We start from the raw sequence: 25181 nt of genomic DNA on the forward strand, positions 1-25181 counted from the left end.
TAGGGGGTTTTTATTATGAAGTTAAAATTAGAAGATAAACTAAAGATTATAAAACTATATAAAACTGGTAAGAGTAGCAAACAAATTGCCGAAATTTTTAATGTTAATATGCGTACAATTCAGTTTATAAAGCGTTTGTACAACCTCAACGGATTAGAAATATTTACAGAAAGAAATAAACGACGAAACTTCAGTCCTAGTTTTAAATTACAAATTATTAAGCAAGTATTAAATGGTAAACCCATCCGCTCTTTGGAAGCAGAACTATTAATTAATACTGGAATAATTAATTCATGAGTGAAAAAATTTAAATTATTTGGGTATAATGGTCTTATAAATAAAAAGAAAGGTAAAATACCAATGACCATGCCAAAGAATAATAATCCAAAACAAGATAAAACATTATCTAGAATTAAAGAACTCGAAGAAAGAAATGCCCAGCTTGAAATGGAGGTGGACCTCTTAAAAAAATTGAGAGCCTTGGTTCAACAAAGGACAGAGCAACCAAACAAGAAAAAGCAAAAGTAATATTTGAATCAAGGCATAAATATAAATTAAGATTAATGCTAGAATTTTTCCAATTAGCAAAATCAACATACTTTTATATTGTTCAAAGTTTTTCAAAAAATGATAAAGATTTTGATTTAAAACAAGTAATAACGAATATTTTTAATGAGAATAAATCCCGTTATGGATATCGAAGAATTTGTTTAGAACTAAGAAATAGAGGTTATATTATTAACCATAAAAGGGTTAAAAGATTGATGAAATTACTTAATTTATTTGGTTTACAGCCAAAATCAAAATATAAATCATATAAAGGTGAAATTGGAAAAATTTGTAATAACTTACTCCTTACAAGGATTGTTGACAAAAAGAATCATAACACTTATTATGAGCGAAATTTCAAAACTACAAAATTGAATCAAACTTGAAGCACTGATGTTTCTGAATTCAAAATAGCAAGTGGAAAACTATATTTATCACCAATTATAGATGTACATAACCGCGAAGTTGTTTCATACACAATTTCAAAAAGTCCTAATTTTCAACAAGTGAATCAAATGCTAAATAAAGCTTTTAAAAAGTATAAAAATCTTAATGGATTAATTTTACATTCTGACCAGGGATGGCAATATCAAATGAAACAATATCGTGACAAATTAAGTAAAAGAGGTATTAAACAAAGTATGTCGCGAAAGGGAAATTGCTATGATAATTGTGTTATTGAAATATTTTTTGGAACCATGAAAAACGAAATGTTTTATGGTCATGAAAAAGAATTCAAAACTCTAGAAGACTTAGAAAAAGCAATGCGCAAGTATATAAATTATTACAACAAAAAACGAATTATTACAAAATTAAAAGGACTGACACCTTTAGGATATAGGCATCAATCCTTAAATTAATTTTAGTCCAATTTTATGGGTTCACTATAATCCCTTTTATAACAATTTGTTTTAAAGTTTTAGGAACAAAGAAAGCAGATAACCCAGAAAAACTTATAAAAAGTCGAAAGAATGATTTTAAATTCTTTAGCATAAAAATCTCCTTATTAAATTTATCTAAAAATATATTTAATTGTTTAAATAACATTAAAAATTCTATATATAAATTATAACATAATTTAAAGTGTTAATTAATGTTGGTAAATATACGAACCTATCTTTTTCACAATAATTAAATATCAAATACTCAAAAAATACTTTAGTTAATGAAAATGGTGTTAAACAGGAAATAGTAAATCATTTTGTAACTAGTAAAAGAGAAGCACCACTTTATCTAGTTTAACTGCTTATCATAATTCTAAACAATAAAAAAATTTTTTAAACCTGTAGAGGAATAATCAAACTACAAAATCAAAAAAACCTAATCTGATTTAAATAGATTAGGTTTTAAAATATTATGTTTTCTTATTAGGGAGATATACATCATTGTATCACTTTTTTATATCCTCAAAGCTATTATATATTCGCTTTGTTACAGTTATATCCTTTGGTAGTAAAATTACTTTTCAAACAACAGGCCCACCTCATCCACTAGTCCATACTGGTTCTTTATTAATATCACGAATTTGAAATACAAAAAACATGTTGTTCAATTCCATTTTTATTAAGTTATGTTCTTCAGTATATGGAAAAATATAAATATCAAATTTTTGAAGAATATTAAAAACATCTTTGTTTTTTAAATAAAGTTTCTCAAAAAGTTCTTTTATCTCAAGTTCATCTTGGAAATTTTCAAAACTTGGTACTTTTTTAGCATTGCTAATAATATAGTTGTTAAAATTTTCTTTCGTGCTTATTTTTATAAATTACGGGCTAACAAAATCATTGTCTATAAAAAATTTGCTATTTATTTTATTCTCAATACGTGCTGATGAAGATTTTTCACTATTACTATTAATTCTAGTTGTTTTTGGGGGCAGAAAAGCACTTTCAGTTACATAGTTTGCTTCTTCCTTGGCTAGTTCTTTGGATATTTTTTTGTGTTCTTCTTCGTTTATTTTTTTAGTAACTATACTGTCAACATCATTCTCGTTAAGTGTCCAAGGTTTTTCGTTCCAAGGTTTTTCATCTTCTTTAGGATCTAAAATATAATTAGGTGGGTAATCAATTTTTTTCTGTGAACAAGAAAATACTAATAAAGGTACTAATAAAATGGATGATAAAATTAATTTTTTTAGTTTCATAACACATCCTTTCTTATATTTATAATTATTAAGAAAACTAATTTGTAAAATAAATATTAATAATATTCCTAAATTATTGATAGTTGAATATCAGTTTTCTCAAAATATTATACATTATTTTTTGAAAGCTGTTTTATGATTTTTAGCCGAAATAAAAGATATTATAAAAGCAAAAATATTCGCAATTAATGCGAATATTTTAATTTATTTAGTGTCCCTAGGGCCATCTCCAAATCAACCCCAGAAATTTGGCATTTTAACTTCTTGTGTTTTATTATTATAAGTTACTTTAATGATTGCTTTAGTAGGATCAAATAGACTACTAAATTCAACGTAAAATCCTAGTTTATCACCATTAACTAATTTCATACCATTTTTAACATAAGCCTTAAATTTAACTTGGTTTGCGACTCCATTAACTGGTTCTAATTTATCATTATTGATTTTATATTTCATAGTAGTTTTTGGGGTATCTGGGTGTGATAGTTCGATTGTTACCTCTTTGCCATTATGATCATTTTGATTGGTTGATCTACCTGTACTACTTACAACACTTTTGTCAAATGAAACATATTTATTTCAAGTTCCTCTTCTCCAAATTTCATTTTCTTGTCATTTGGTAAGTGTAACATCACCAGTTTTTCTATTTTTACCAGCAACATCAAAATATGATCCATTTCTATACCCTGTAAATGACATAACAATTCTTGTTTTTGAAGGGTCTCATCTTTTTCCTAATAATAGTTGGAAAGTTATGTAACCTAATTCATCATCTGATTTATATGTGCTAGTATATAAACTTATATCACTCTTATTTGATCCAAGGTTTGAAATAAGACTTGCTTTATTTTTTTCAATTACATATGAAACATTTCCAGTACTTTGCCCTTCTTGTTGAATTGTCATATTTAAGTAAAGTTTTCTACTTAGATTTTCTGAAAACTTATGGTTATTTGGTATAACTACCTGGTATAAAGGTAAATTAGGAACTAATCCTAAGTGTTGTGAATGAGGAAGAATATCTAAGTATTCTTTTGTAGCTTGTAATGTTACAAAAGGTTTACCAGTTACAGCATTAATATGTATATTTGATGAAGCATTTCTAGTATTTACTTTTTTCTCATCTAATGGGATAAAAGCAAAATCTTTTACGGCAGATTCAAAAGGTTTTTTAACTTTTGGTTTATAAGTTTCTACACTAGCTGCTAATTTTAATAATTCTTCGTGGCTCATTTTGTCTAAAGCAGTTTGTTTTACAACGTTGCGGCTTGTTGGTTTAATGGTAATTTCTCTACCACCAAGACCAATTTCAAATTTAAAATTTGCTGCTGTTCAAGCATATTCACCAGAAAATTTAACATCTAGTGAATATGTCTTTGTAGCTTCATTAAATTTTCCATTTTCAAGCCTAGCACCAGTTGCTTTAAAACTAGTTGTAACTTCTTCAACTTTATTTGTGTATCCTAAATACATTACATTATCTCCACCACTTATATTAGGGTGCTCTAATGTAAAACTAATAAATGAATACATTGATGTAAGGTCATTTATTTCATTATCTTTTAATGCAAAACTAACATTTACTACATGGTATTTTTTACCATTTTCTGTAACAGTTTTATCAAAATATGCAGTATCATTACTTTTATTTGTATTAGCACTTAATCCAATAATAGGCAGTGCTACTAATGAAGTAGATAACAAAGCAAAAGCCTTTTTAAAACTTTTTTTCATAATTTTAGCTCCTTTTGGTAAAGTTAAATTGAAGCTTTACCAAAGTAATTATACTAAATATACAAGAAAAATAATTTAACCCTTGAGCCCTTTATACTGTTATTTCCAGTAAAAATATTGTTGTGTTTTTAATTGAAAAACAAAAAAAGTATTCAAAACTGAATACTTTTAGTTTATATTTTTGGTTGCTACTTGGCTAATTTTTTGCTATACTTTTGTTTAAATCATTTGGTTTGCTTTAGTTTATGAAGTGTTAATGCTTGTCCTATTTGTCATAAACCACCAAATAATCAGTAAACTTGAACTCCGGCACTAAACAAGACTGTAATACCCGTAAAAATAATCATCATATACTTTTGGGTTTTTTCTGATTTTTTCAAGGCTTGTTTTTCCGTAATAGTCATAGAAATGTTATTTTTCTTCCGGTTCAACCATTGAGGTATAAGTTGTGAAATTAATTGTACCACAATTGCAGCAACTAAAATCCATATATATACAAAGTTACCACTAGTTACTTTTTGTCATGATACAGATGAGAAGTTAATTCCAAGCCAGAATGTTTCTTTAAGTTCTGGAATAGCTTGAATTACCCGCCACATCGCGAGGAATACTGGCATTGACAGGAAGATGTTAGCAAATTGATCAAGTGGATTAATATTATATTTGCTATATAAAGCTTGAAGCTCTTGACTTTTTTTCATCTTCATGGCCTTATTATTTTCAAACCCCATGTATTTAGCTTCAATAGCTGCTTTTTTATTTCTTAACCCTTCTTGTACTGATTGCATAATTGTGGATTTAAATGAAAGAGCTAGCACAAGTAAACGAGTAAAGATAACTGCAATTAAAATAGCAATGATTGATGACCAACCATCCATATCCGGCATTGCTTGTCTTAATGATTGAACAACAACAGATAAAGGATAGACTAATAAACCATAAAATGGACCATATGTTCATGCTTGGCCTCATGTATAAATCGGCTGAACAGCATAATCACCGCCTAATAAAATATTAGTTTGCAATTTAGCTTCGCCTTGCGGAGCATTCTTATTATATTCTGCAATGAATTCTTCTATCGTATATTTATTTTCGTCATATTTATTAGTAGATGAAGTAATTAATTCAGAAACTCTTGCTTTATATGCATTCCCTGAAACACGTGTTGGAACAATACCAAATTGCATTAATCAAGCATAAATTATTTCATGGTAAGCATTTATAATTGCATACTCTTCTTGGGTTATTTTAAATAACTCTTCATTATTATTTTGTATTTTTGTATCTTTATTTTCAATTCTAGATACTAAGAATCTATAATAGTCATTAAATGAATTAAAGGTTTGTTTATATTCTTGTTGAGCTACAGTGTTTAATCTTTGTAATAATTTACTATCTTTCCCAAATGTATATGCATAGAAGAATTGTAAAACATCTCTTGCAAATGCACGGTTAAGTAAACTCCTTGTTTGATCAGTTGCGCCAGTAATAGAGTCTAATGCTTCTTTTGAAACATAATCTACTTTCTGTAATCCTGAAATAAATGAAACTGCAACTTTCCCATTTTCATCTACTTCATTATATCTTCTAGTTATTTCAGAACCAGCAGAATTTGTAGTTTTAATTTCTTTTTGCTTTAAGGCTAAAAATGGGGAATTTTGATCAGGAAGGTAACTAAAAATTAAAATTTGATTTTCATCTAAACTAGGATCATGTAAATATTGATATTTAAGTTCGCTTTCACTTCTGAATAAACTCTTATTATCTTTCTGAATAATATTAGATTCATTATCTATTTTTAAATAACCTAGTTTTGTTAAATCTTCACTTTTAATACCTTCAGCTCCAATACTAGTCATGAAAATTCCGTGTTTTCCATAAACACCTTTGTTGTCAGTAGTTTGTTTACTAAGGTTTTTTAAAGTATCTTTATTATCAACCAATACGTTGACATCAGCATCTTGTTGTAAGACATCCAAACTTAAGTTTATACTTTTATCTTTAACAGTTTCACCATTAGCATCGATGTAAGTTGAAGTGTTAGTTACATTTTTAGGTTTAAAAGTATTAAGTTTTGGTGCAATATCTTCAGGACGGCGGTAAAACTCGATACTATTACCTACATTTGATGAAGTTTTTAAAACAAAGGACTGCACGCAGCCTGTTATAGTAATAGAAAAAGCAAATAAGTAAAGAATGATTTTGACAATTTTTCAAATTTTCTTTGTTAATTCACTTCTTCTTTTTTGTGGATCATTTTCTAAATTAGAAAAATAACTAAATTGCGGTGTTTTTTTCATAATTCCTTAATTTTTTAAAAAGTATTTGTGTAGCTAACTTTTTATCATTGTAGCTAATTTCACAAAACTTTTTACGAGCAATAATTATTATATGATACTTAAGGTCAAAAACGTTTAGTTCTCTTAAGATCGACTTTAATTGCCGTTTATAAAAATTACGACCAACAGAACCCTCAAATTTTTTTGGGATGGTAATACCAATTTTACATTCAGTTGATTTTTGATAATAAATAATTAATGTATCATTAGAAATATATTTTTTAGAATTAATTATTTTTTCAAAATCTCAATTTTTGCTGAGTCGGAATTTCTTTTTCATAATTTAACAATATTATTTGTTATCTGAAACTGTAAGTCTTTTTCTACCTTTAGCTCTACGACTAGCTAATACTTTTCTACCATTAACAGACTTCATTCTAGCTCTAAATCCATGAACTTTTGCATGTTTACGTTTATTAGGTTGGTAAGTTCTTTTGCTCATTTTGCCTCCTTATAAATTAAAATAAATTGATATATACGTAATATAAGCGTGTTTATATTATACAATAAAAATATTTTTTATGTCAAGTATTTTTTACGACTATAAAAGACGACATTTTAACCCTTTTTAGATAAAAAACAAACCTGGTGGTTTGTTTTTTGATTTTTATAATTTACTTTTAATTTCTGTAACTAAATCTTCAAGTTGTCCTTTAACTGATTCAACATATTCTTGTGGACTTTGACTAGCAATACTTGTAACTTTGGTTCCTAAGATATCAAATGAATTAACACTTTTTGCTCCTAAAAATCCAAAAGTTCCTTTTAATCATTTAATATGATCACCTCATGTATATGTTCCATAGCCTGCGCCCTGTGAAGCAACTACTAATACATTAAGTTTGTTTAATAATCCAATTGGCATTGCTGATGTTGCACCTTCATAAGTAAATGTTTTACCAGCAACTGCAATAGCATCAATAAAGTTTTTAACTGTGTTAGTTGGTGCAAAATTAATCATAGACATTGAGATAACTAATAAGTCAGTTTCCTTAAGTTCTTTAATCCATTTATCGCTTTCTATATCATTTCAATATGTTTTAAAGTTTTGTTCAGTTAACATTGTCTTAGCAAATTCAGTTTGATTTAAATCAATTCTTTTGACAGAATATTTTTCATTTGCAAATAATGATTCAATATGATTCATTGTTGCAGTTGAATATGATGTTTCACTTGTATTAAGTGCACCATCTAATAATAAAATTTTTAGCATTTTTTCTCCTTCGTTGAAATTTTGTAACTAAATTATACATTATTTATTATAATTAAAAGAGAAAGCGAGAAAAATGCTAGATTTAAAAAATATTTTAAAAAATTCTGAGAAAGTTAAAGCAAGTTTGCAAAGCAGAAACTTTGACCTTGCAATATTTGATGATTTACTAAATAAAGCACAAGGCCGTGGAAATCTTATGTTCCAAGCGCAAAATAAAAAAAGTGAATTAACTAAATTATCAAAGTTATTTGGACAATATAAAAATCAACCTGATAAACTATCTGAATTAAAAAAGCAAATTGATGATGTAAAAATTCAAGAAGTAGCCTTAACTAAAAAATCTGATGATTTAAATAATGAGATACAATCTCTTTTAGCACAGATTCCAAATCTCCCTTTGGAATCTGTGCCTGTTGGTGAAGACGAAACAAACAATATAGTTTTAAAAGAATATTCAACATTAGGGAGGGGATTAGTTGCTGGTACATTGCCACACTACGAAATTGCTAAAAAACTTGATATCATTGATATTGAAAGAGCTGTAAAATTATCAGGTTCAAGGTATGTTATTTACAAAAATCAAGGGGCTAAATTAGTGCGCGCATTAATTAATTTTATGCTAGATTTACACGAAACTAAAGGGTACCAAGAATTTACAACACCCGTTATAGTTAATCATAATATTTTATTTGGTACTGGTCAATTACCCAAATTTGAAGAAGATTTATATAAATTAGACAATTCACAATATTTAATACCAACAGCAGAAGCAACTTTAACAAACATTTATAACAATGAGGTAATAGATTTATCAAAACCATTTAAAGCAACAGCTTATACTGAATGTTTTAGATCAGAAGCAGGAAGTTCAGGACGAGATACCAAAGGAATTTTACGCCAACACCAATTTAAAAAAGTTGAATTAGTTAAAGTAACTAATTCACAAACTGCGACTAGTGAGTTTGAGCAAATGGTCTTAGATGCACAAGATGTATTAACAAAACTAGAAATACCACACCGTTTATTACAATTATGTACTGGCGATCTTGGTTTTTCAGCAAGAAAAACAATTGATTTAGAACTATGATTGCCTTCTGAACAAAAATACCGTGAGGTTTCGAGTGTGAGCTATATGGGAGATTTTCAGGCTCGCCGTGCTATGATTCGTTTTAAAAATAATCAGGGGCAAAATGAATATGCTCACACAATGAATGGTTCAGCCATGGCTGTTGACCGTCTTATTGCAGCTATTTTAGAAATCTATCAAAACTACGATGGTTCTATTACAATTCCTAAAGTTTTAGTACCATATATGAATGGCTTAGAGGTAATTAAATAATGAAAAAAATATTTGCATTTGATTTAGATGGGACATTATTAACAAAACAAAATTATGTTCACCCAGAAACTATTGAAGCTTTAAAGTTAGTTAAAGAACAAGGTCACTATAATGTTGTGGCTACTGGGCGTGGCTTGTCAAATATAATGCCACTTTTTAAAAATAATGATTTGTCTCCGATTGATTTTTTGATTTGCTCAAATGGTGCGATGATTCATGACCCAAAAACCGGAAAAAACGAAATAATTCAAAGTATTAAACCGGAAGTTATGGAAATTATTTATAATATTTTTATTGAAACTAAATCAATCTTATTGCGTGTTGATACAATAGATAAAAATCAAACTTTAATTCATGATGAATATATGAGTGAATGAGCAACAAAAACTCACGTACAAAGTGATACATATTATGCTCCTTCAACAAAACAAGAAGTTTGAGACAATATTTATAAACCAGGTACAATAATTACGCAAATTGCTTTGCGTAACGATATTCATAAAGCAGCAGATGTTACTAATCAATTAACCGCCGCTTTAAAAGAAAGTGGTTGTGAAGTATATTTAACAAATTCAATTTATTCAGATATCAACGGAATTAATGTGTCAAAATGAAATACCTTAAAATATTTAGCAAATTCATTAAATGTGGATATTCAAAATATTGTAGCATTTGGAGATAGCGGAAATGATGTATCAATGATCCAAAACGTAGGTTATGGGCTTGCAATGGGTAATGCTACTTTAGATGCTAAAGCAGTCGCTAAAGAAGTAATTGGTGATCATAATACCGGTGCCATAGGACAATTTATCAAAAAATATTTACAAAAAGATCTTTAAACAACTTTTAAAGATCTTTTTTAATATATAATATTAACATGAACAAACCTGAAATAATTTTTATTGATTTAGACGGAACAACATTAGACGGACCAGGTGTTAAATTCTGAGAACGAATGCCTACTGAATATACAATTAATGTAATAAATAAATTGCAAAAACAACTCCCAGTTGTTGTTTCAACTGGAAGAGGTGTAAATCAAAAGACACAAAGCATTGTATCACTGCTTGGTAATAATAGTTATATAGCTTGAAATGGGGCAAAAATTGTTGAAGATGGTAAGGTTATTGCTAGTTTTCCGGTCGAACAAGAAGTAGCCCAAGAACTCTTTGATGATATTAAAAAGAACAAATATTTTGTTGTTTTTAATTCTTCAAAAGAACATGCATTTGTTAAAAATAATTTTTATAAATTTTGAATGGGCTTTGGCAAGGAACAAGCTAAACAATATTCAGAATATAAAAATGATTTTGAGATCTTCAAGGCACTCGTTTGGTCAATTTCAAAATCAAAAATCAGAAAACTTGCTCTTGAATGAGGCCAAAAATATAAAGGAAAATTAGAAGTTACTCTTAGTGGTTCAAATAATATTTTAGAAATTACCAAAATCAATGTTTCAAAAGGTGATGCAGAAGTAGCATATTGCAAACTAAAGGGAATAGATCCTCAAAACGCCATCCACTTTGGTGATAGCGGAAATGATGCTTCAACCAAAAACAAAGTTGGTAAATTAATTGCTATGGCTAATTCAACAGATGAATTAAAAGAAATAGCAGATCAAGTATTACCGCTAACTTGTGCTGAATCTGGGTTAGCGAAGTATTTAGAGGAAAACTATTTAAAATAAACTACATATAATATTTTACTTACCTGTATAAAATACAGGTTTTTCTTTATTTATTGTAAAATAATTACAATAAATAAATGTGAGGTTTTATGCATAAAAAGAAACAGCTAGTTTTAATGGGCCCTTTAGTAACATTGCTACCAGTTATAGTAATGAGTTGTAGTAGTGCTCAAATACTTGAAAAAGAAGATAAAGAAAAAGATCCTAATTATCAAAAGATAATTAGTTTTTTCAATAATCAAAATAGAAAACAGTTAAATATATTACAAAATAATATTACACAAACAAAAGAACCTATTTAAGCTAATAAAGCTGATATTCTAATAAATTTTGCAACTGAGTATCTCAATATCTGAGATACTAAAATTGAAAGCCTTTATTCAGATATTGATCTTAACAATGAAAACTTTAATTCAATTAAAACAAAACTCCAAAAATATGACAAGATTATTAATACAACCTCATTAAACTTAAATAATTTAACTCATGAATTACTAGAAGAAATTAAACAAACTCATTCTGATATTCAAGCATACAATGAATTAGTGATTGAGAAAAACAAAGAATTAGATAAGTTCGTAAACGAAGCGAAGAAACTTAATCTTAGTAATAAAGTTGTTAAAGACTTTTTAAATTCTGCAATTTATAAATTATTTAATTTAAATAAAGAAATTAAGAATCCTTTGGAGTTGATTAAACAAATTGATAATAATATTACAAAACTAAATAAGTTATTTACATTTGCATTTAGTTTAAATAACGAACCTTTAATTACACAATTAAATAAAGCAAAAATATTTCTTGAGGAAAACCTGTCAATAAATAATCTATCTTCCTATAATAAAGGATTGGAAAATAACTTTACTTCATTAACTAATTACATTATTGAAAATAATCTAATAGCACATGATGTAAAGAATGCTAAAGATGAGTTATTTAAAACTGTTGAATCTTCAAATATTTCAACTCTGGATAAACAATCCTTAATATATAAGATTCAAAATATTTATAACTTAGAGGGTATTTATCAATTCCAGGCAAAACTAAATCACCTTGAAACAAACCAAGTTGTTGAACTAAGAAATTCTTTAATTCAAGCAATAGAAGAAACGCAGTTAACAAAAAACAATAAAGATAATTTAAAAGATTTACTTAATACTTATAGTTTTAAATCATTAAATACCTTTAACAAAGAATTTACTAAATTCCTCCAAATATTTGCACAAGTTAATAATAAACTAACGAGCATTGAAACATATATTAAAAATGAATATCAAGGTTCACAAAAACTAGTTTTAGATTATTACAAAGAAAAAGCAAAATATAATAAATTATTTATAGGTGACTTATTAGATAAAATCTCGCTAGTTTCAATGCAATCAAATATTAAATCTTTTGAAACTTTATTACAAACTTATCAAACTCTTTATACTAATCTAAAACAAAACGAGGAGCAAGATTCGAAAACACTACTAGACTACTTCAAAGATGATGCAGGTGAAAAACTAAAATTTGAATATGATGAATTGGGTAAAAAATACGACCTTGAAAAATATTCATATTCAGCATCATATACTTTTGAAAATACAAAGTTATTCTTTGATGTGCATGATAATGAATATATTGATTATCAAATTACAAACCTAGAATTAGACCCAAGAAATTGAAATACTTTAAATGTGCAAGTTAAAGTAATATTAAAACCTAATCCAGGCATAAACTACACTTATAAGTTCTCCAAAACATTCGCTAGAGATGTTACTCAATACATTGACAAAATTAACCTTTGACACATTGATGAGAATTTTAATGTAAATTATGATAATTTAAAAGAATTAAAAGAAAGTGATTTTCTAAGCTTAAGTTTTCAAAATAAACTTTCATACTTTAAACCTAAATCAAGAAGAATTTCAAAATTTTTTACTTATCAATTTCTTGATGATTTTGAATATAGAAATGGACAATTATATGTAACATTAAGAGTTTTATTTAATAACCAAATAATAAGAGAAATAAAACGGCCAACACTGCATAAAGTAGACTTTTGAAATAATCAAGGAGCATACCAAAATTATCTTGATGAAATACATAAAGCAAAGATCTTTGAAATCCTTGAAGCAACTTCAGCAACATTTTTTAATTCATTAAAATTTAAACCAAATATCAAAACCACTCATGAAATATACCTTGCTTCTGATGCAATTAAAGCATTGAATGATTCATATATTTTGCCTAAATTTGGTAAATATGAATTATTTATTAAAGATGTTATTAATATTAATGATTGAAACGGAACAGCACAATTAATTCTCTGATACAAAAAAGATGGAGTTGAAGTGCCGATTGATGATAATCAAGATATTTATAAAAACCCTATTAAAATTAACAATTTCAAATTACTTAACTTCTTTGACTTAAAACCTAAAGGTGAAATCTTTACTGCAGAAGACTTTAAAGATGCAACAATACCAGATCAAAATATTATTAATTTAATTAACACAGTTAATGAATCGAACTTTACTCCAAGGCTTACTTCATCAACTAAAGTGGAACCTGATTTTAGACTTATCAATGTTCAAGATTTAATTGACCAAAAAGCATTTGTACACATGGAATATTTAATGTTGATTAATAATACAGGCACAGATAATAAAGGCGTAAATCACGATGATAAAGCATATGTTCCATTAGATAACAAATATTATGATAAAGATATAGAGGTTAATGCAACAAATATAAGCACATTGCGGGGGGATTATTTCCCAGTTTGATATGATGTAAAACGTGTTGGTAAGCGTGGTATGTCATTTAAACTTGGATGAATTAAGAAAACTGATCAATCAATTAGATACACTAACGAGCAAGAATATACCTTAATAAACTTAGTAAATGACTATCAACAACACCACTACCCAGAAATCATGGTTAACAATATTAAATTAAGTGATTTAGATATTAACTATGAAACCTTAAAAACTAAAACAGCAGATGAATGAGCAAGAGATTTAAATGGCCTTGAACAAGTAATCAAATTGAAAGTTAATGAAAATAATGAAATTCAATACAAAAACTTCTCTTTACCAGCTTCAATATTTAAAATAAATTCTATAAAACGTATTTCTGGTGACCAAGCATACATTAGTTTTAAAGTGCAAGATAAAAGCAATAAATGAATTCAAGGTAATACGTGATACAAAATAAAAGGATTTGCTTTAAGTCAAACAAATAATTTATACGAAAGTTTTACATGAAAAAATACTAACTTAAAACAAATCCAAGACTCACTTACTTCAATTACTCGAGATCGAGTAATTGAACCAATGTGAGATGATTTATTATGAGATATTAATACTCGTACTAATATTGCATCATGAACCTTTAAACGTAAGTATCTCGAGCAAACCCTACTTAAACTAAATGCTAGAAATAGAAATATTAAATTTATTATACATGCTAATTCTTTAATTAATGATGATCAAAGAAATCAGCGGATTCGTAATACAGAAAATGCCATTGCCATTAACATTAATTTAGATAATTTAATTGCTTCTAAAACTATTAAATATCTTAAAGAAGCTAAAACTAATACAGAAGATACCTTTAAATATATAGTAAGTCTCACCTGAAATGAAACAACTGGCATTGAATTCAAAATCTATATCGAAGATAATTCATATAAAATCATTATTGATGAACCTGAATCTCAAATTAATTTCAAAGAAACATTTGAAAAACACCGGGCATTTTTAATATTACCTGCTGCCGTAAGCGCAAGCATTCAATATACAAATGATGAAGAATTAGAAGATTTTGGAACATATCAAAACCGCTTTGATTATAATCATATGGAATATAATCAATTCAACCAACCTATTACCATTTTCTCAGATTGAGAATATTTAGCCAACCGTGATGTCTATCAACCAAACCAAAATGTATCCTTCAAATTACATGAAGGATACAAAATGGATGCGGAATACATGCGCCTTGAAGAGTGGCTTAACTGAGATGTTGTGGAAAATGCATATTTGAGGTCAGTAAAAGTTAATGTATTTAATAGAACAGGGGGGGTCTCCTTATTAGCTAAGGCCAATAAGGATCCTGATGACTTTACTTTTTTATTTGCCACAAATTCACATGTTGAAAATATAATCCCTGAGGCTGCTGCTGCAAAGTCATGAAGTGATATTATCGATCAAAACTTCCTAAAGGAAGCAAAAAATCGTCATTATCATTTTAGTTATTTACTAAATGGTAATGACTTAGAACGTAGCCAAAATATTTGAGCAACACATGGGTTTACCTATAATAATCCATCTATAATATGAGTAACTGACGAACAAGCATCAAAAGATGGTAAAACCATTAGGCAACCACATGATATTATTGTTTATTCAATAGATGTATTAGAAAAAATAAAAATTGCTAGAAGTAAAGGGTTAATGGACCAGGTATTACGATTTGAAAGACTTATAAAACAAGCAAATTTAGAAATTGATATTCCTTCTAAATTTAGAATTCCTTCTGTGCCTATGATTTGGGATGCTGCGAATATTGGTTTTCCTTTTAATAAATTTTCTGCTTCCATTACGCGAAGACCAAAGTGAATTAAAGACAACCAATTTGCAGTTGGATGAAGAAATTATTATTCACATATTTATAGAGGTCAAGGTTCTTCAGGATCAGCTTTATACATTTCTAAAAATGGTAGTTTTAATTATTTTGGTCTTTTAACTGCTGGAAGTAGTGAATATTATGGTGATTCAACTTTTTCTATAGCTTATAGTTATGATTTAAGAGATTACAATTTTTTTGGTGTTAATTATGACCGTGAGCATCCTCTTTCATTACAAAATTATCGATCATTAGCCTCACAACTCTTCAAGGCTTATTTATATAATCCTAACACTTATGATATGCCATGGTTTTTAAAAGAATTAAAAGAAGGAAATTAAAATATAATTTACAGTAAAAAGCACCACAAAATATTTTGTGGTGCTTTGAATTAATTTTCCCAGTTTATGTTTTTAGGATGAATTGGGTTTGGGTTATTTCTTTCGTTTTGAATTTTTCCGTCCTTGACTGTAATAATTTTAGAAGCTATTTTATCAATTTTTGGGTTATGGGTAACCATAACAATGGTGGTGCCATATTTTTTGTTAATATCATATAAATAACTTAAAACTAATTGAGTAGTTTTTTCGTCAAGGGCACCTGTTGGTTCGTCAGCAAAGATAATAGGAGAATTTTTTGCAATTGCTCTCAAAATAGAAATTCTTTGCTGCTGTCCACCTGACATTTGTGCTGGATATTTGTATTTAACATCATCCATATCAAACTCAGTGAATAAGGCATGTAAATCAAGTTTTTTTTCTTTATTTTTTTGTAAATATCCACCAGTTTCAACATTATCATAACCAGATAAATTTTGTAGTAAATTGTAGTTTTGGAAGATAAAACTAACATTTTCGCGCCTAAATAAAGTTAATTTAAGGTCACTTAAATAAGGTAAGTTTGTATCACAAACGATAACGTTCCCTTTTGATGGCCTATCTAAAGCTGAAATTAAGTTTAGCAAAGTGCTTTTACCACTACCTGATTTACCATAAATCATAACAAAGTCACCTCTATTAATTGTTAAAGAAATATTCTTTAAAACCCTGGTAACGATATTTCCTGATAAATAATATTTACTTACGTCTTTAACCTCAATTATTGCATTCTCACTATTTTTTAGGTCTTTGTTTTCGTCAGTTAAACGCTTATTTTTCGCTGCTTTAAACAATTTTTTAGCTATATAACGATCAACAATAACTCTTTTGCTACCTTGATCTACATCTAAAATATCAAAGATATTTTTATATGTTATCTTTACATCACTGTTTTTACTTAAAATAGCAATTTGTTCATCATTTGTTTGATCGTTATTAATTTGTGGTTCTTTTTTCTTAAAAAATGCCATTTTACTTCTCCTTTAATAGATCTATAGCTTTAATTTTGTTTAAATTAATTCATGCTGCAGCTGAAGTTAACCCAAATACCCCAGAAACAACTGTAATTGTTAGAAGCAGATTAAATCAAGATATAGTTAACGGGATTGATAAGGATACACTAGTTGCTAAAAAGATTCCAAAAATTGAAATAATACCATAAGCAATTGGAAAGGCCAAAATTAATGAAATAATTATAAATGGTACATATATACCAAAAAACATTTTAATTTTTTCTTTATTAGAATACCCTAAGATACTTCAAATTGCTATATTTCGTTCATTTTCATTAATTAAAATTGTTGAAACAATAATTAAGATAATGATTGATAATATAAAACTAAATGCTGAAATAATCGTTAGAATAATCTGAACTGTTTTTCCGATTGATAAAGCAAAACTAATCTCAATTGTTTTAGATTCAACAGTGTATGAGCTTGGTATTGCTAATTGTTCATTGAATAATTTAGCAAATTCTTTAATATGTAAATCTGGTGCTTCTTTTGCTTCATTATAAACAGTTATAAAGTTATCTCTTTCTGGGTTGTAATTAGGATTTAAAAATTTAACTATTTCATCATTACTTGCCCCAAGTTGTTTCATAACTCCCTCAACAGGTAAATTAGGATTAACGGTAAAGTTTCCAAATATAGCATCAAAGAAATCTTTTTTCTCTCTAATACCAGTGTTATCAATATTAAAACTTTCAATAGCACCGAAAAACCCAGAAGGTGAGTATAATCCAGTTGATAACATTAATTGAATTGGTAGTTGATCTTTAGATAAGATACCATTAAACTTGTAGTGATGTTCATTAAGCCCTTCAGGCAGTGAGTCCTCTGTTTTAGATAATTTATCTTTATATAAAGCATCAAAACCTATAATTTGATCAGCAGCAGCTTTTGGAATTATAAATTCATTGTTAATAAAAGTTGGATTAATTCCATAAACATAAAACTTATAAGTCTTATTTAGATCTTTCTCAGTATTTAAATATGAATCTCTTCCCAATTTTTCTTCAATATTTTTAGTTAGTCGATTAACCTTATTTTTAATAGTTAATTCTAATATATCACCCTTACTTAAATTATATTTACTTTTAACCACATTATTAATAATTAAAGGTATTGCTTTTGAGCTATCTGATCCTTCAGATTTATATTGATTATCAATTGCGCTAAGCAAATTTTCTCCACTTTCAGAATATATGTTTATTTGATTTGAATTACTTTGGTAACCATAAATCTTTATATCATTTTCTTTATAGTTTGATTCTAAATATGTGTATGTTTCATTTGTTGTGTTATTAAAGACTATTCCGTTAAATAACACAAAGTAATCTCTGACTTCAGTATTTATATCCATTCATTTATATCCATTAACTAGAAATTGACGGTATTGATCTCTATATGCAGTAGTTGTAATATTTTTATGTTCTCATTGTTTTTCAACATCATTATAAGCAACATAATAAAACTTACCATCAATAATATTGTCTTTATTAGGTATATATTGGAAGAATGCCCTTACTCCATTTTCTAAGGTTTTATTAATATCAATAGTATTTGTATTTACTTGTTTGCCGTTTTTATCGGTTTCCATTACAAACGCAACACCTTCTTGGTGTTTCATTAAATTAAATCCAACATTATCTCTCAATTGTAAAATACGTGATTTTTGACTATCAGGTAAGGAATTATAAATAACTTGGAATGGATCAATTGAAACACTTGACTCAATTTTTATATTAACAGAAAATTGAGTAATTACATGAGGATGGAAGTCACTAGGATTTCCATTTTTTGCTTTTCCAGTGTCTGGATCATTTAAATTTACCGCACTGGACGCACCAGGTTTAAAATAATCAGGTTGATATTGGTTTAGTTCTCTTATATCACCTACAGGCACATATAATGTATTTTCTAAATCCTTTGCTAAAGCAGGGTTATATAACCCTCCTTGGGTTGTAGGGGTAACTAAATCAAGTTTGTAATTATATTTTCGGTTACTATAAGTTTTCTCAACTGCTGTTTCAAAAGTACCAAATGTTGAAATACCAATTATTGTGGTAATACTAGATAAAACAACTGTAATACCAAATGAAAAGAGTTTTCAAAAACTATTATAAATTAAAGAAATACCAAATTTTGTTGTTACTTTCTTATTTCGAGTTTTATGCAATAGTTTATTGTAAAACTCACTAATACTTAAGCTTGTAATTCCTGACATTAAATCAATAGCTTTATATCTTAAAGAACGAAGTGCAACTAAAACGATTAATAAACTCATTCCAAAAAGTGGTAAAGCTAAACTTGTGATTAATGATACAGGTTCAAAGGTCAGTGTTTCAATTGGTATAACTCAATAATTACTTAAAATTTGCAATCCATATCCTGTTAATAAAAATCCTGTAATATATCCAAGTAGCCCACCTGTAAATATTGTAAAGATTGCAAAAATACATAATGAAAGCGAGATTTGCAGTGGTGTATATCCTTGTGCAATTAAAATACCAATAACTTTATTTTTATTAGAAATATACCTTTTAATAATAAATGTGGTTGATATTGAAACTAGAGTAATTAATATAATTAAAATAAAGTTTGAAGTGGTCGAAACTGAGTTGATTAATTTTTCTATAGTTCCAATTCTTAAACTACGTTCAGGATTAATTGGATCTAGTTCATTATATAAGAAAGTTCTTTGTAAACTAGCAACATCATTTATTTGGTTTTGAACATATTTTTCAATTTCTAATTTTAATTCATTTAATGATGATGAATTAAGGGTCGGATTTTGTTTTAAAGTTAAATATTCTTTAACAACGGTTCCGCGGTACGACTGTCTAATACGATCAAACCCACTATTATTTACATATACAACAGCTTGATCTTTTGTGTTAACTTGTAGATTATTTTCATCTAAAACAGGATAAAAATAATCAAATGTGATATCTTCTCCAATAATAATGAATTTAGTTCCGTTAATATTAATTAAATATCTTTCATCTAGAGTTTTTAATAAAGCTTCTGCTTCTATAGCATCGTCAGGAATTTTTCCGCTATAAATCTCTTTGTTATTTTGATTTAAGAAAGCATAATTAACTTTTGCAATGTACGATTCAGGCCTATTAAAAGTTAGTACATTGTTAACTGGCGTTAATCCAGTAATTGAATTAATGGACGCAAATAAAATACTACTTAAATCCATTCCAAAGAATGAATATTTTTCTGGATCCTCTGCAACTAAATCAGATAACTTAGTGAAAATATTATTGTCAATTGCTATTTTTAAAGTATAGTCACTTTCTAAATATGGTGAAATACGTCCCGATGAATCAAATTTACTTAAAAACGATATAAAATTATCACGATTTTTAACCAAGTTTTCAAAGTTAACTAATTTATTATAAATAAACGATGCAATATTTGAATCAACAGTTGCATCTTCATTTGAAGCAACCGAATTAGTAAATGTTCAAACTAGTAATTGTGGAAACATTCTTCTTAAAATATTGTTTAATAATACATCTGAGATACCTAAAGCATCTAATGAAAATCTTTTATAATCAGTAATTAATGTTTTAGTTAATGTTTTTAAGTTATTTTTAAATGCTGGGTTATTTAAAAATGTATTTATAAAAATACTAATATATGATGATAAAGGATTGGAATGTTCGAAAACTCCCCCAGTTTGTATCACAAAATCTTTATTAGTTGCTGCTATATATGAAAAGTTTTGTGTTATTAAATAACTGTTTTGTTCAATAAATTTTTCAAAATCAGGATAATCATTTACTAATTTTCGTAAATATGTATTCGCATATCCTGAATTTTCTTTTCTAAAGAAATATTCGTTCATGGAAGTAGTGTTTGCTAATGATCTGGTAACACCAAAACCAGTTTCTTGATATCCTGCAATATTTAATACACCTGATTGGAATAAATCAAATGAATTAAATGAATCAATTATTTCTTGTTTATTTCCAATTTCTAATAATGCATTTGCAAAAGATAAATTACGGGCATGATCTTCAGTATTATTGAAAATTTCTAACCATAGTCTAATTAAAGGCAATACATCTGTAAGATAGTTAAATTCACTATATTTAGCAGGTGTTAGCTGTGATAATATTCTAGTAATGATAATATTAAAGAAATTTGAACTACTTTTAGGTTGTAAATTGATAAACCATGATGTTAAATTTCCAAATGATTCACGCACTTTGCTATCACTTGGTTCATTAGTTATTTCCATTGAATCAAGGATTATTTTTCATTCTTTTGCTTTTTGTAAAACTTGTTCTTTTTGATTATTTAAATCATTAAGGTTATTTAATTCAAAAAATTCTTTTAAAACATTTTTATGTACATTTTGTAAAAGTTCTTTTGTTAATAAATCTTTATTCGCAGTTATTTGATCTACAAGGCGTTTGACCAATTGCAAAGTGGTCAAACTAGCATTTAGTTGATTCTTTGAATTTGTATTTGAAGAAAGTCTTGAACTTGCTGTATCAATGGGTGCTAATAACCCAATTAAATCAAAGAAATCCAATTTATCAGGATCTTTGTCAGGTATTGATAAATATTGACCATCAGAAATTTTTATATTTGTTCCTTTTGATGATAAATTAAGCATCTTAATAATTTCATCCTTGACTCGTCGATCTGATCCAGGGATACTGAACATGCTTTTAATTATTGCATAAGTTATTTTTTTAGAATCTAAATTAGTTATCAAAATATTTTTCTTTGATTCAACATCAGTACCCAAAAGTTTATTAAATAAAACTTGTGTAACTGTTGTAGCCTCTAATTCTATTTCCTCTTTTAAAGTATTTAAAAAGATTTTATGATCAAAGTTATTTATTAAAAACTTAATGCCGTTAATTAGGTTTTGATATTTTTTATTGGTGTCATTTTCTTTAGCATTAATTTGTGGCAATAATTCTTTAACTCCAAATGGCAAAATATCTAAAATACCTTGTAATGGATTATTTGGATTATCTCAGTCTGTTAAATAATTTATATCCAGGTTATCAAGTAACCTAATAAGAGCATCTTTTAAAATTGGATATTCAATTCCATTTAAAACGGCTAAAAGAATATCATAAATACTTAAACCACGTTTATAAATTTGACCATTTAATTTATGTTCTTTATTATAATCAGTATTAAAGAAATGATTTGTATATCCGAAAATCTTTTTAAAGTTTATTGCAGAAAATATATCTCTTAAAATAATTAAGAATTCATCTAAGTTCTTAGATGCTTTCATCATCGAACTTAAAGTGTCATAATTAACAATCTTATCACCAGATAATAAAGCAATAAACGAAAATAAGTTATCAATATTTTTTGCTAAATAATTGTTCTTTTCTTCTTGTGTATTAAAATTAGACAATAAACCTAATACTTTATTAAAAACATTGTTAATTATTATCTTTATATAATCACCTTGCGGGTGGTTAGAAACTTCATATAATCCATCTAAAATAATCTTAGGTAAAACGCTATAGTTTATTGATCCTGAAGAAAAAATTTGTGCAAAGTTATTTTTATCAAATGATTTCTTTAATGAACTCATTAAAACCAATAACTGTTCTTCGTTGATAAACCCTTTTTTATATAAATCGGTATTAATAATGCTTTTTCATAGTTTATTAATACCATAATCTAAGGAATTTTCATTTAAAGCCTGGTTAACTACTTCAACATCAGGTCCTCTAAATTCAAAAGGAACAAATACTGTATGATTAAAATCAGGAACCTCCATAACAAAAGTATTTTTAGGTAAATATGATTTTAATGTTAATTTATTAGAACTAAGTCAATTATACATTTGCCCATTTGGTACTATTCCGTTCCGATCAATATTTAATTCAACATTTTTTCATGAAACTATTTGGTTTTGTTCATTATAAAAGGGTTTTAAAATTACAAATTTACTATCGTTTGATAGTAACATAACACCAAGATCAGCAAAAACATTGTATTCGTTATCTGGTAATGTTTTATTATTTTTATAATTTGTTAACTTATAGATTTTTGTCCTTGGTATATCAGTTACCTGACCTGATTGTGAATCAGTAAATTGAACTCTATTATATTCATAATCTAATTTAATATATTCTTCTGAAGGTATAATATTTGATAAGGCTTGGGTTAATATAGCACTAGAAACATATGGGTTAAGTTCTTTAGCCACAAAGTAATTGGTTAAATCACTTGATTCTTTATTTAAAGTTGGGTATAAATCTTCATTAATCAATTTATTAATATTGTTTTGTATTCCGTAAATTGTTTTATTTTGATCACCTACATTAACAAAATGATAAACTTTTTTACCCTCTCCATCATTAAATGAATCAACAGTTATAGATTGCCTAATACCAATATTTTCTTTTGATACTTTTCTTTCTAAATATCTGTAAATATTTTGTTTTGTGATTTCAAGTGCACCAGACCTGATTTTAAGCAAAGTATCACTAGCTATATTACGGTTAGTTAAATTTAAATAATTTTTATTATCTATCAAGGTATATCCTTCTATTTGTGCTATACCTTGATATCCATCATATGCAAATTTACTATAATCAATGCCTCTTGGTTGAATTTGATTTTCACCTAATTTTAACAAAGTATTTTGAACTTCTTCATAAGATAGTAAATTTTTCTCTTCGTTTTTAGTTTCTATTTCTCCGAGAATAGAAAGGTTATTTTGATTTATATACGGAATATATTCGTTAACTATGGTTTTTTCTCAAAATGAGAATTTTGCATAGTCTTGGGGTATATTTCCAAATTGCGTAATCAAATTATCCATGAAGCTTTTATATGTTCCGCTTCATTTGTTTTTGGTTTCCCCAACATAAGTTGTTTCATATAACTTACGTTCAAAATAAGTTATTTTATTTCTTTGGTAAGCCCAGTTAAGTGGAATATTATATAACTTATCATTTTCAAAAGTTATTTTCCCATTATATTCAACTTCGATATCTTTATTATTAAATAAATTGTCATATGCAAAACTTCTTAATAATTCTTTTGAATATAAATCAGTAAAATCATCACCATCAGTGTAATTAATTAAGACTGGTTTAATTTCTTTATTAATTACATAAACATAATTGTTATTATTATTTAATGGAGTTAATCCTAATAATTTTGCTAATTGATCGCCTGAGATTTTAACAACACCTTTGTTAGCTTCCCAATCTCTACCTTGTAATATGTCAAAAGTCATTAAGTTGTTTTCAGGATTTATATATAAAGTACTTAATTGTGAAACATAAATATCATTCTTTTCACTATTATAAATATATGCAATATCCTTAAATTTATATACTTTATCAAATCTAAAACGATTTTCTTTAGCAACAGATGTTTTAGCTATTTCTTGTTTATAATTATCTCCTTCTTTTACGTATGTTTGAAAAGTAATTGGTCTTTTTAACTTAAAATATTTTTGATTTTGCGAATAATCAAGTGCAAACAATTCACCTTGTTGATTATCACCATTTGAACTATTATATAAATCAAGAAAATCTGAACGACTAATATATCTGTTTTGATATTCCTGTTGGTCAATAAAATAACTTAAGGGCAAGTATTGTTCGGTTATTTTATTGAAGTTTAAAATATTACTTGTTTCTAAGTAATTTTTAGTTAAATATTTAATTGGTTTATTGTAATCAGGAGAATCGTCTTCCCTGCTTAAACCATTAATAAAATATCCATTATTATAAGTATTACCATTAATAGGTAAATTTAAATCTACTGTTATATCATGGGCTTTAGATTGATTTTGATATTTTTCATATTGGATCTGCATAGTTTTTGTACTACCATGTAGAAATGTGAAAATTCCAGATGTAAGGAATATTAAAATAGTCAGTCCTCCAACTATTATTTTATTTTTAAATAATGATCTTCATACTTCTTTAAATAAATTTCGCATATCTTGCCTCCTTTATAAATTGAATATAAAAATTTTATTTATATTATATAAAATAATTAAAATAAAATAATATTTATAATTTTTGATAATGAAATGATTTTTAGTTTTTAATAACTAAATAAAACATCTTGCAAAGTTGTGGGTTCACTTGCGTAATTAATAGTTATTGAGTACTCTTTATACCGCTAGAAATAGTAATAAAGAAAAACAAAAAAACTAACACAAATG

General features: G+C 27.0%; 15 protein-coding genes. 7 read left to right on the plus strand and 8 right to left on the minus strand.

What is annotated here, in order from left to right; translation table 4 throughout:
* Positions 1 to 15: 15 nt before the first annotated feature.
* Together AC0B4T_RS04175 and AC0B4T_RS04180 are read left to right on the plus strand one after the other, a co-directional pair.
* Positions 16 to 528, plus strand: coding sequence for a transposase (locus AC0B4T_RS04175; protein ID WP_465103257.1), 513 nt, complete (start codon positions 16 to 18; stop codon positions 526 to 528).
* Positions 471 to 1409, plus strand: coding sequence for an IS3 family transposase (locus tag AC0B4T_RS04180; RefSeq protein WP_465103275.1), 939 nt, complete (start codon positions 471 to 473; stop codon positions 1407 to 1409). Before AC0B4T_RS04175 ends, AC0B4T_RS04180 begins: the two co-directional genes overlap by 58 nt.
* Positions 1410 to 2314: 905 nt before the next feature.
* Here the strand turns inward: AC0B4T_RS04180 and AC0B4T_RS04185 are convergent.
* From AC0B4T_RS04185 to AC0B4T_RS04210, 6 genes are all read right to left on the minus strand, one after another.
* A complete protein-coding gene (locus AC0B4T_RS04185) occupies positions 2315 to 2692 on the minus strand; it encodes a hypothetical protein (RefSeq protein ID WP_465103258.1) in 378 nt (125 codons plus the stop codon).
* A 204-nt stretch (positions 2693 to 2896) separates the two neighbouring features.
* Positions 2897 to 4426 carry a hypothetical protein gene (locus AC0B4T_RS04190; RefSeq protein ID WP_465103259.1) on the minus strand — a complete coding sequence of 510 codons (1530 nt, stop codon included), beginning with the start codon at positions 4424 to 4426 and terminating at the stop codon, positions 2897 to 2899.
* A gap of 188 nt (positions 4427 to 4614) precedes the next feature.
* Positions 4615 to 6726 (minus strand): membrane protein insertase YidC, encoded by a 2112-nt coding sequence (gene yidC / locus AC0B4T_RS04195; RefSeq protein WP_465103260.1) that lies wholly within the window; start codon positions 6724 to 6726, stop codon positions 4615 to 4617.
* A complete protein-coding gene (gene rnpA, locus AC0B4T_RS04200; protein WP_465103261.1) occupies positions 6704 to 7045 on the minus strand; it encodes a ribonuclease P protein component in 342 nt (113 codons plus the stop codon). Before rnpA ends, yidC begins: the two co-directional genes overlap by 23 nt.
* A gap of 12 nt (positions 7046 to 7057) precedes the next feature.
* Positions 7058 to 7207 (minus strand): 50S ribosomal protein L34, encoded by a 150-nt coding sequence (gene rpmH / locus AC0B4T_RS04205; RefSeq protein WP_465101868.1) that lies wholly within the window; start codon positions 7205 to 7207, stop codon positions 7058 to 7060.
* A 165-nt stretch (positions 7208 to 7372) separates the two neighbouring features.
* Positions 7373 to 7978, minus strand: a complete 606-nt coding sequence (locus AC0B4T_RS04210; RefSeq protein ID WP_465103262.1) for an FMN-dependent NADH-azoreductase — start codon at positions 7976 to 7978, stop codon at positions 7373 to 7375.
* A 73-nt stretch (positions 7979 to 8051) separates the two neighbouring features.
* Here AC0B4T_RS04210 and serS point away from each other — a divergent pair, with 73 nt between their 5' ends.
* The 5 genes from serS (at position 8052) to AC0B4T_RS04235 (ending at position 15959) form a co-directional block, all read left to right on the plus strand.
* Entirely contained in the window at positions 8052 to 9317 is a 1266-nt protein-coding gene (gene serS / locus AC0B4T_RS04215) for a serine--tRNA ligase (protein WP_465103263.1), read from the plus strand.
* Complete coding sequence (locus AC0B4T_RS04220; protein ID WP_465103264.1) at positions 9317 to 10156, plus strand: Cof-type HAD-IIB family hydrolase; 840 nt, start codon at positions 9317 to 9319, stop codon at positions 10154 to 10156. Before serS ends, AC0B4T_RS04220 begins: the two co-directional genes overlap by 1 nt.
* A gap of 38 nt (positions 10157 to 10194) precedes the next feature.
* On the plus strand, positions 10195 to 11004 hold the full coding sequence (locus AC0B4T_RS04225; RefSeq protein ID WP_465103265.1) for an HAD-IIB family hydrolase: 810 nt from the start codon (positions 10195 to 10197) through the stop codon (positions 11002 to 11004).
* An 89-nt stretch (positions 11005 to 11093) separates the two neighbouring features.
* Complete coding sequence (locus tag AC0B4T_RS04230) at positions 11094 to 11306, plus strand: hypothetical protein (RefSeq protein ID WP_465103266.1); 213 nt, start codon at positions 11094 to 11096, stop codon at positions 11304 to 11306.
* A 243-nt stretch (positions 11307 to 11549) separates the two neighbouring features.
* Positions 11550 to 15959, plus strand: coding sequence for an MGA_1079 family surface serine endopeptidase (locus AC0B4T_RS04235; RefSeq protein WP_465103267.1), 4410 nt, complete (start codon positions 11550 to 11552; stop codon positions 15957 to 15959).
* 50 nt (positions 15960 to 16009) lie between these two features.
* On the opposite strand, the gene AC0B4T_RS04240 is transcribed toward AC0B4T_RS04235, so the two are convergent.
* Together AC0B4T_RS04240 and AC0B4T_RS04245 are read right to left on the minus strand one after the other, a co-directional pair.
* Positions 16010 to 16966 carry an ABC transporter ATP-binding protein gene (locus AC0B4T_RS04240; protein WP_465103268.1) on the minus strand — a complete coding sequence of 319 codons (957 nt, stop codon included), beginning with the start codon at positions 16964 to 16966 and terminating at the stop codon, positions 16010 to 16012.
* A gap of 1 nt (position 16967) precedes the next feature.
* Positions 16968 to 24953, minus strand: coding sequence for an FtsX-like permease family protein (locus tag AC0B4T_RS04245; protein ID WP_465103269.1), 7986 nt, complete (start codon positions 24951 to 24953; stop codon positions 16968 to 16970).
* Positions 24954 to 25181: the final 228 nt, after the last annotated feature.

Source organism: Mycoplasma sp. 10961 (assembly GCF_055523525.1).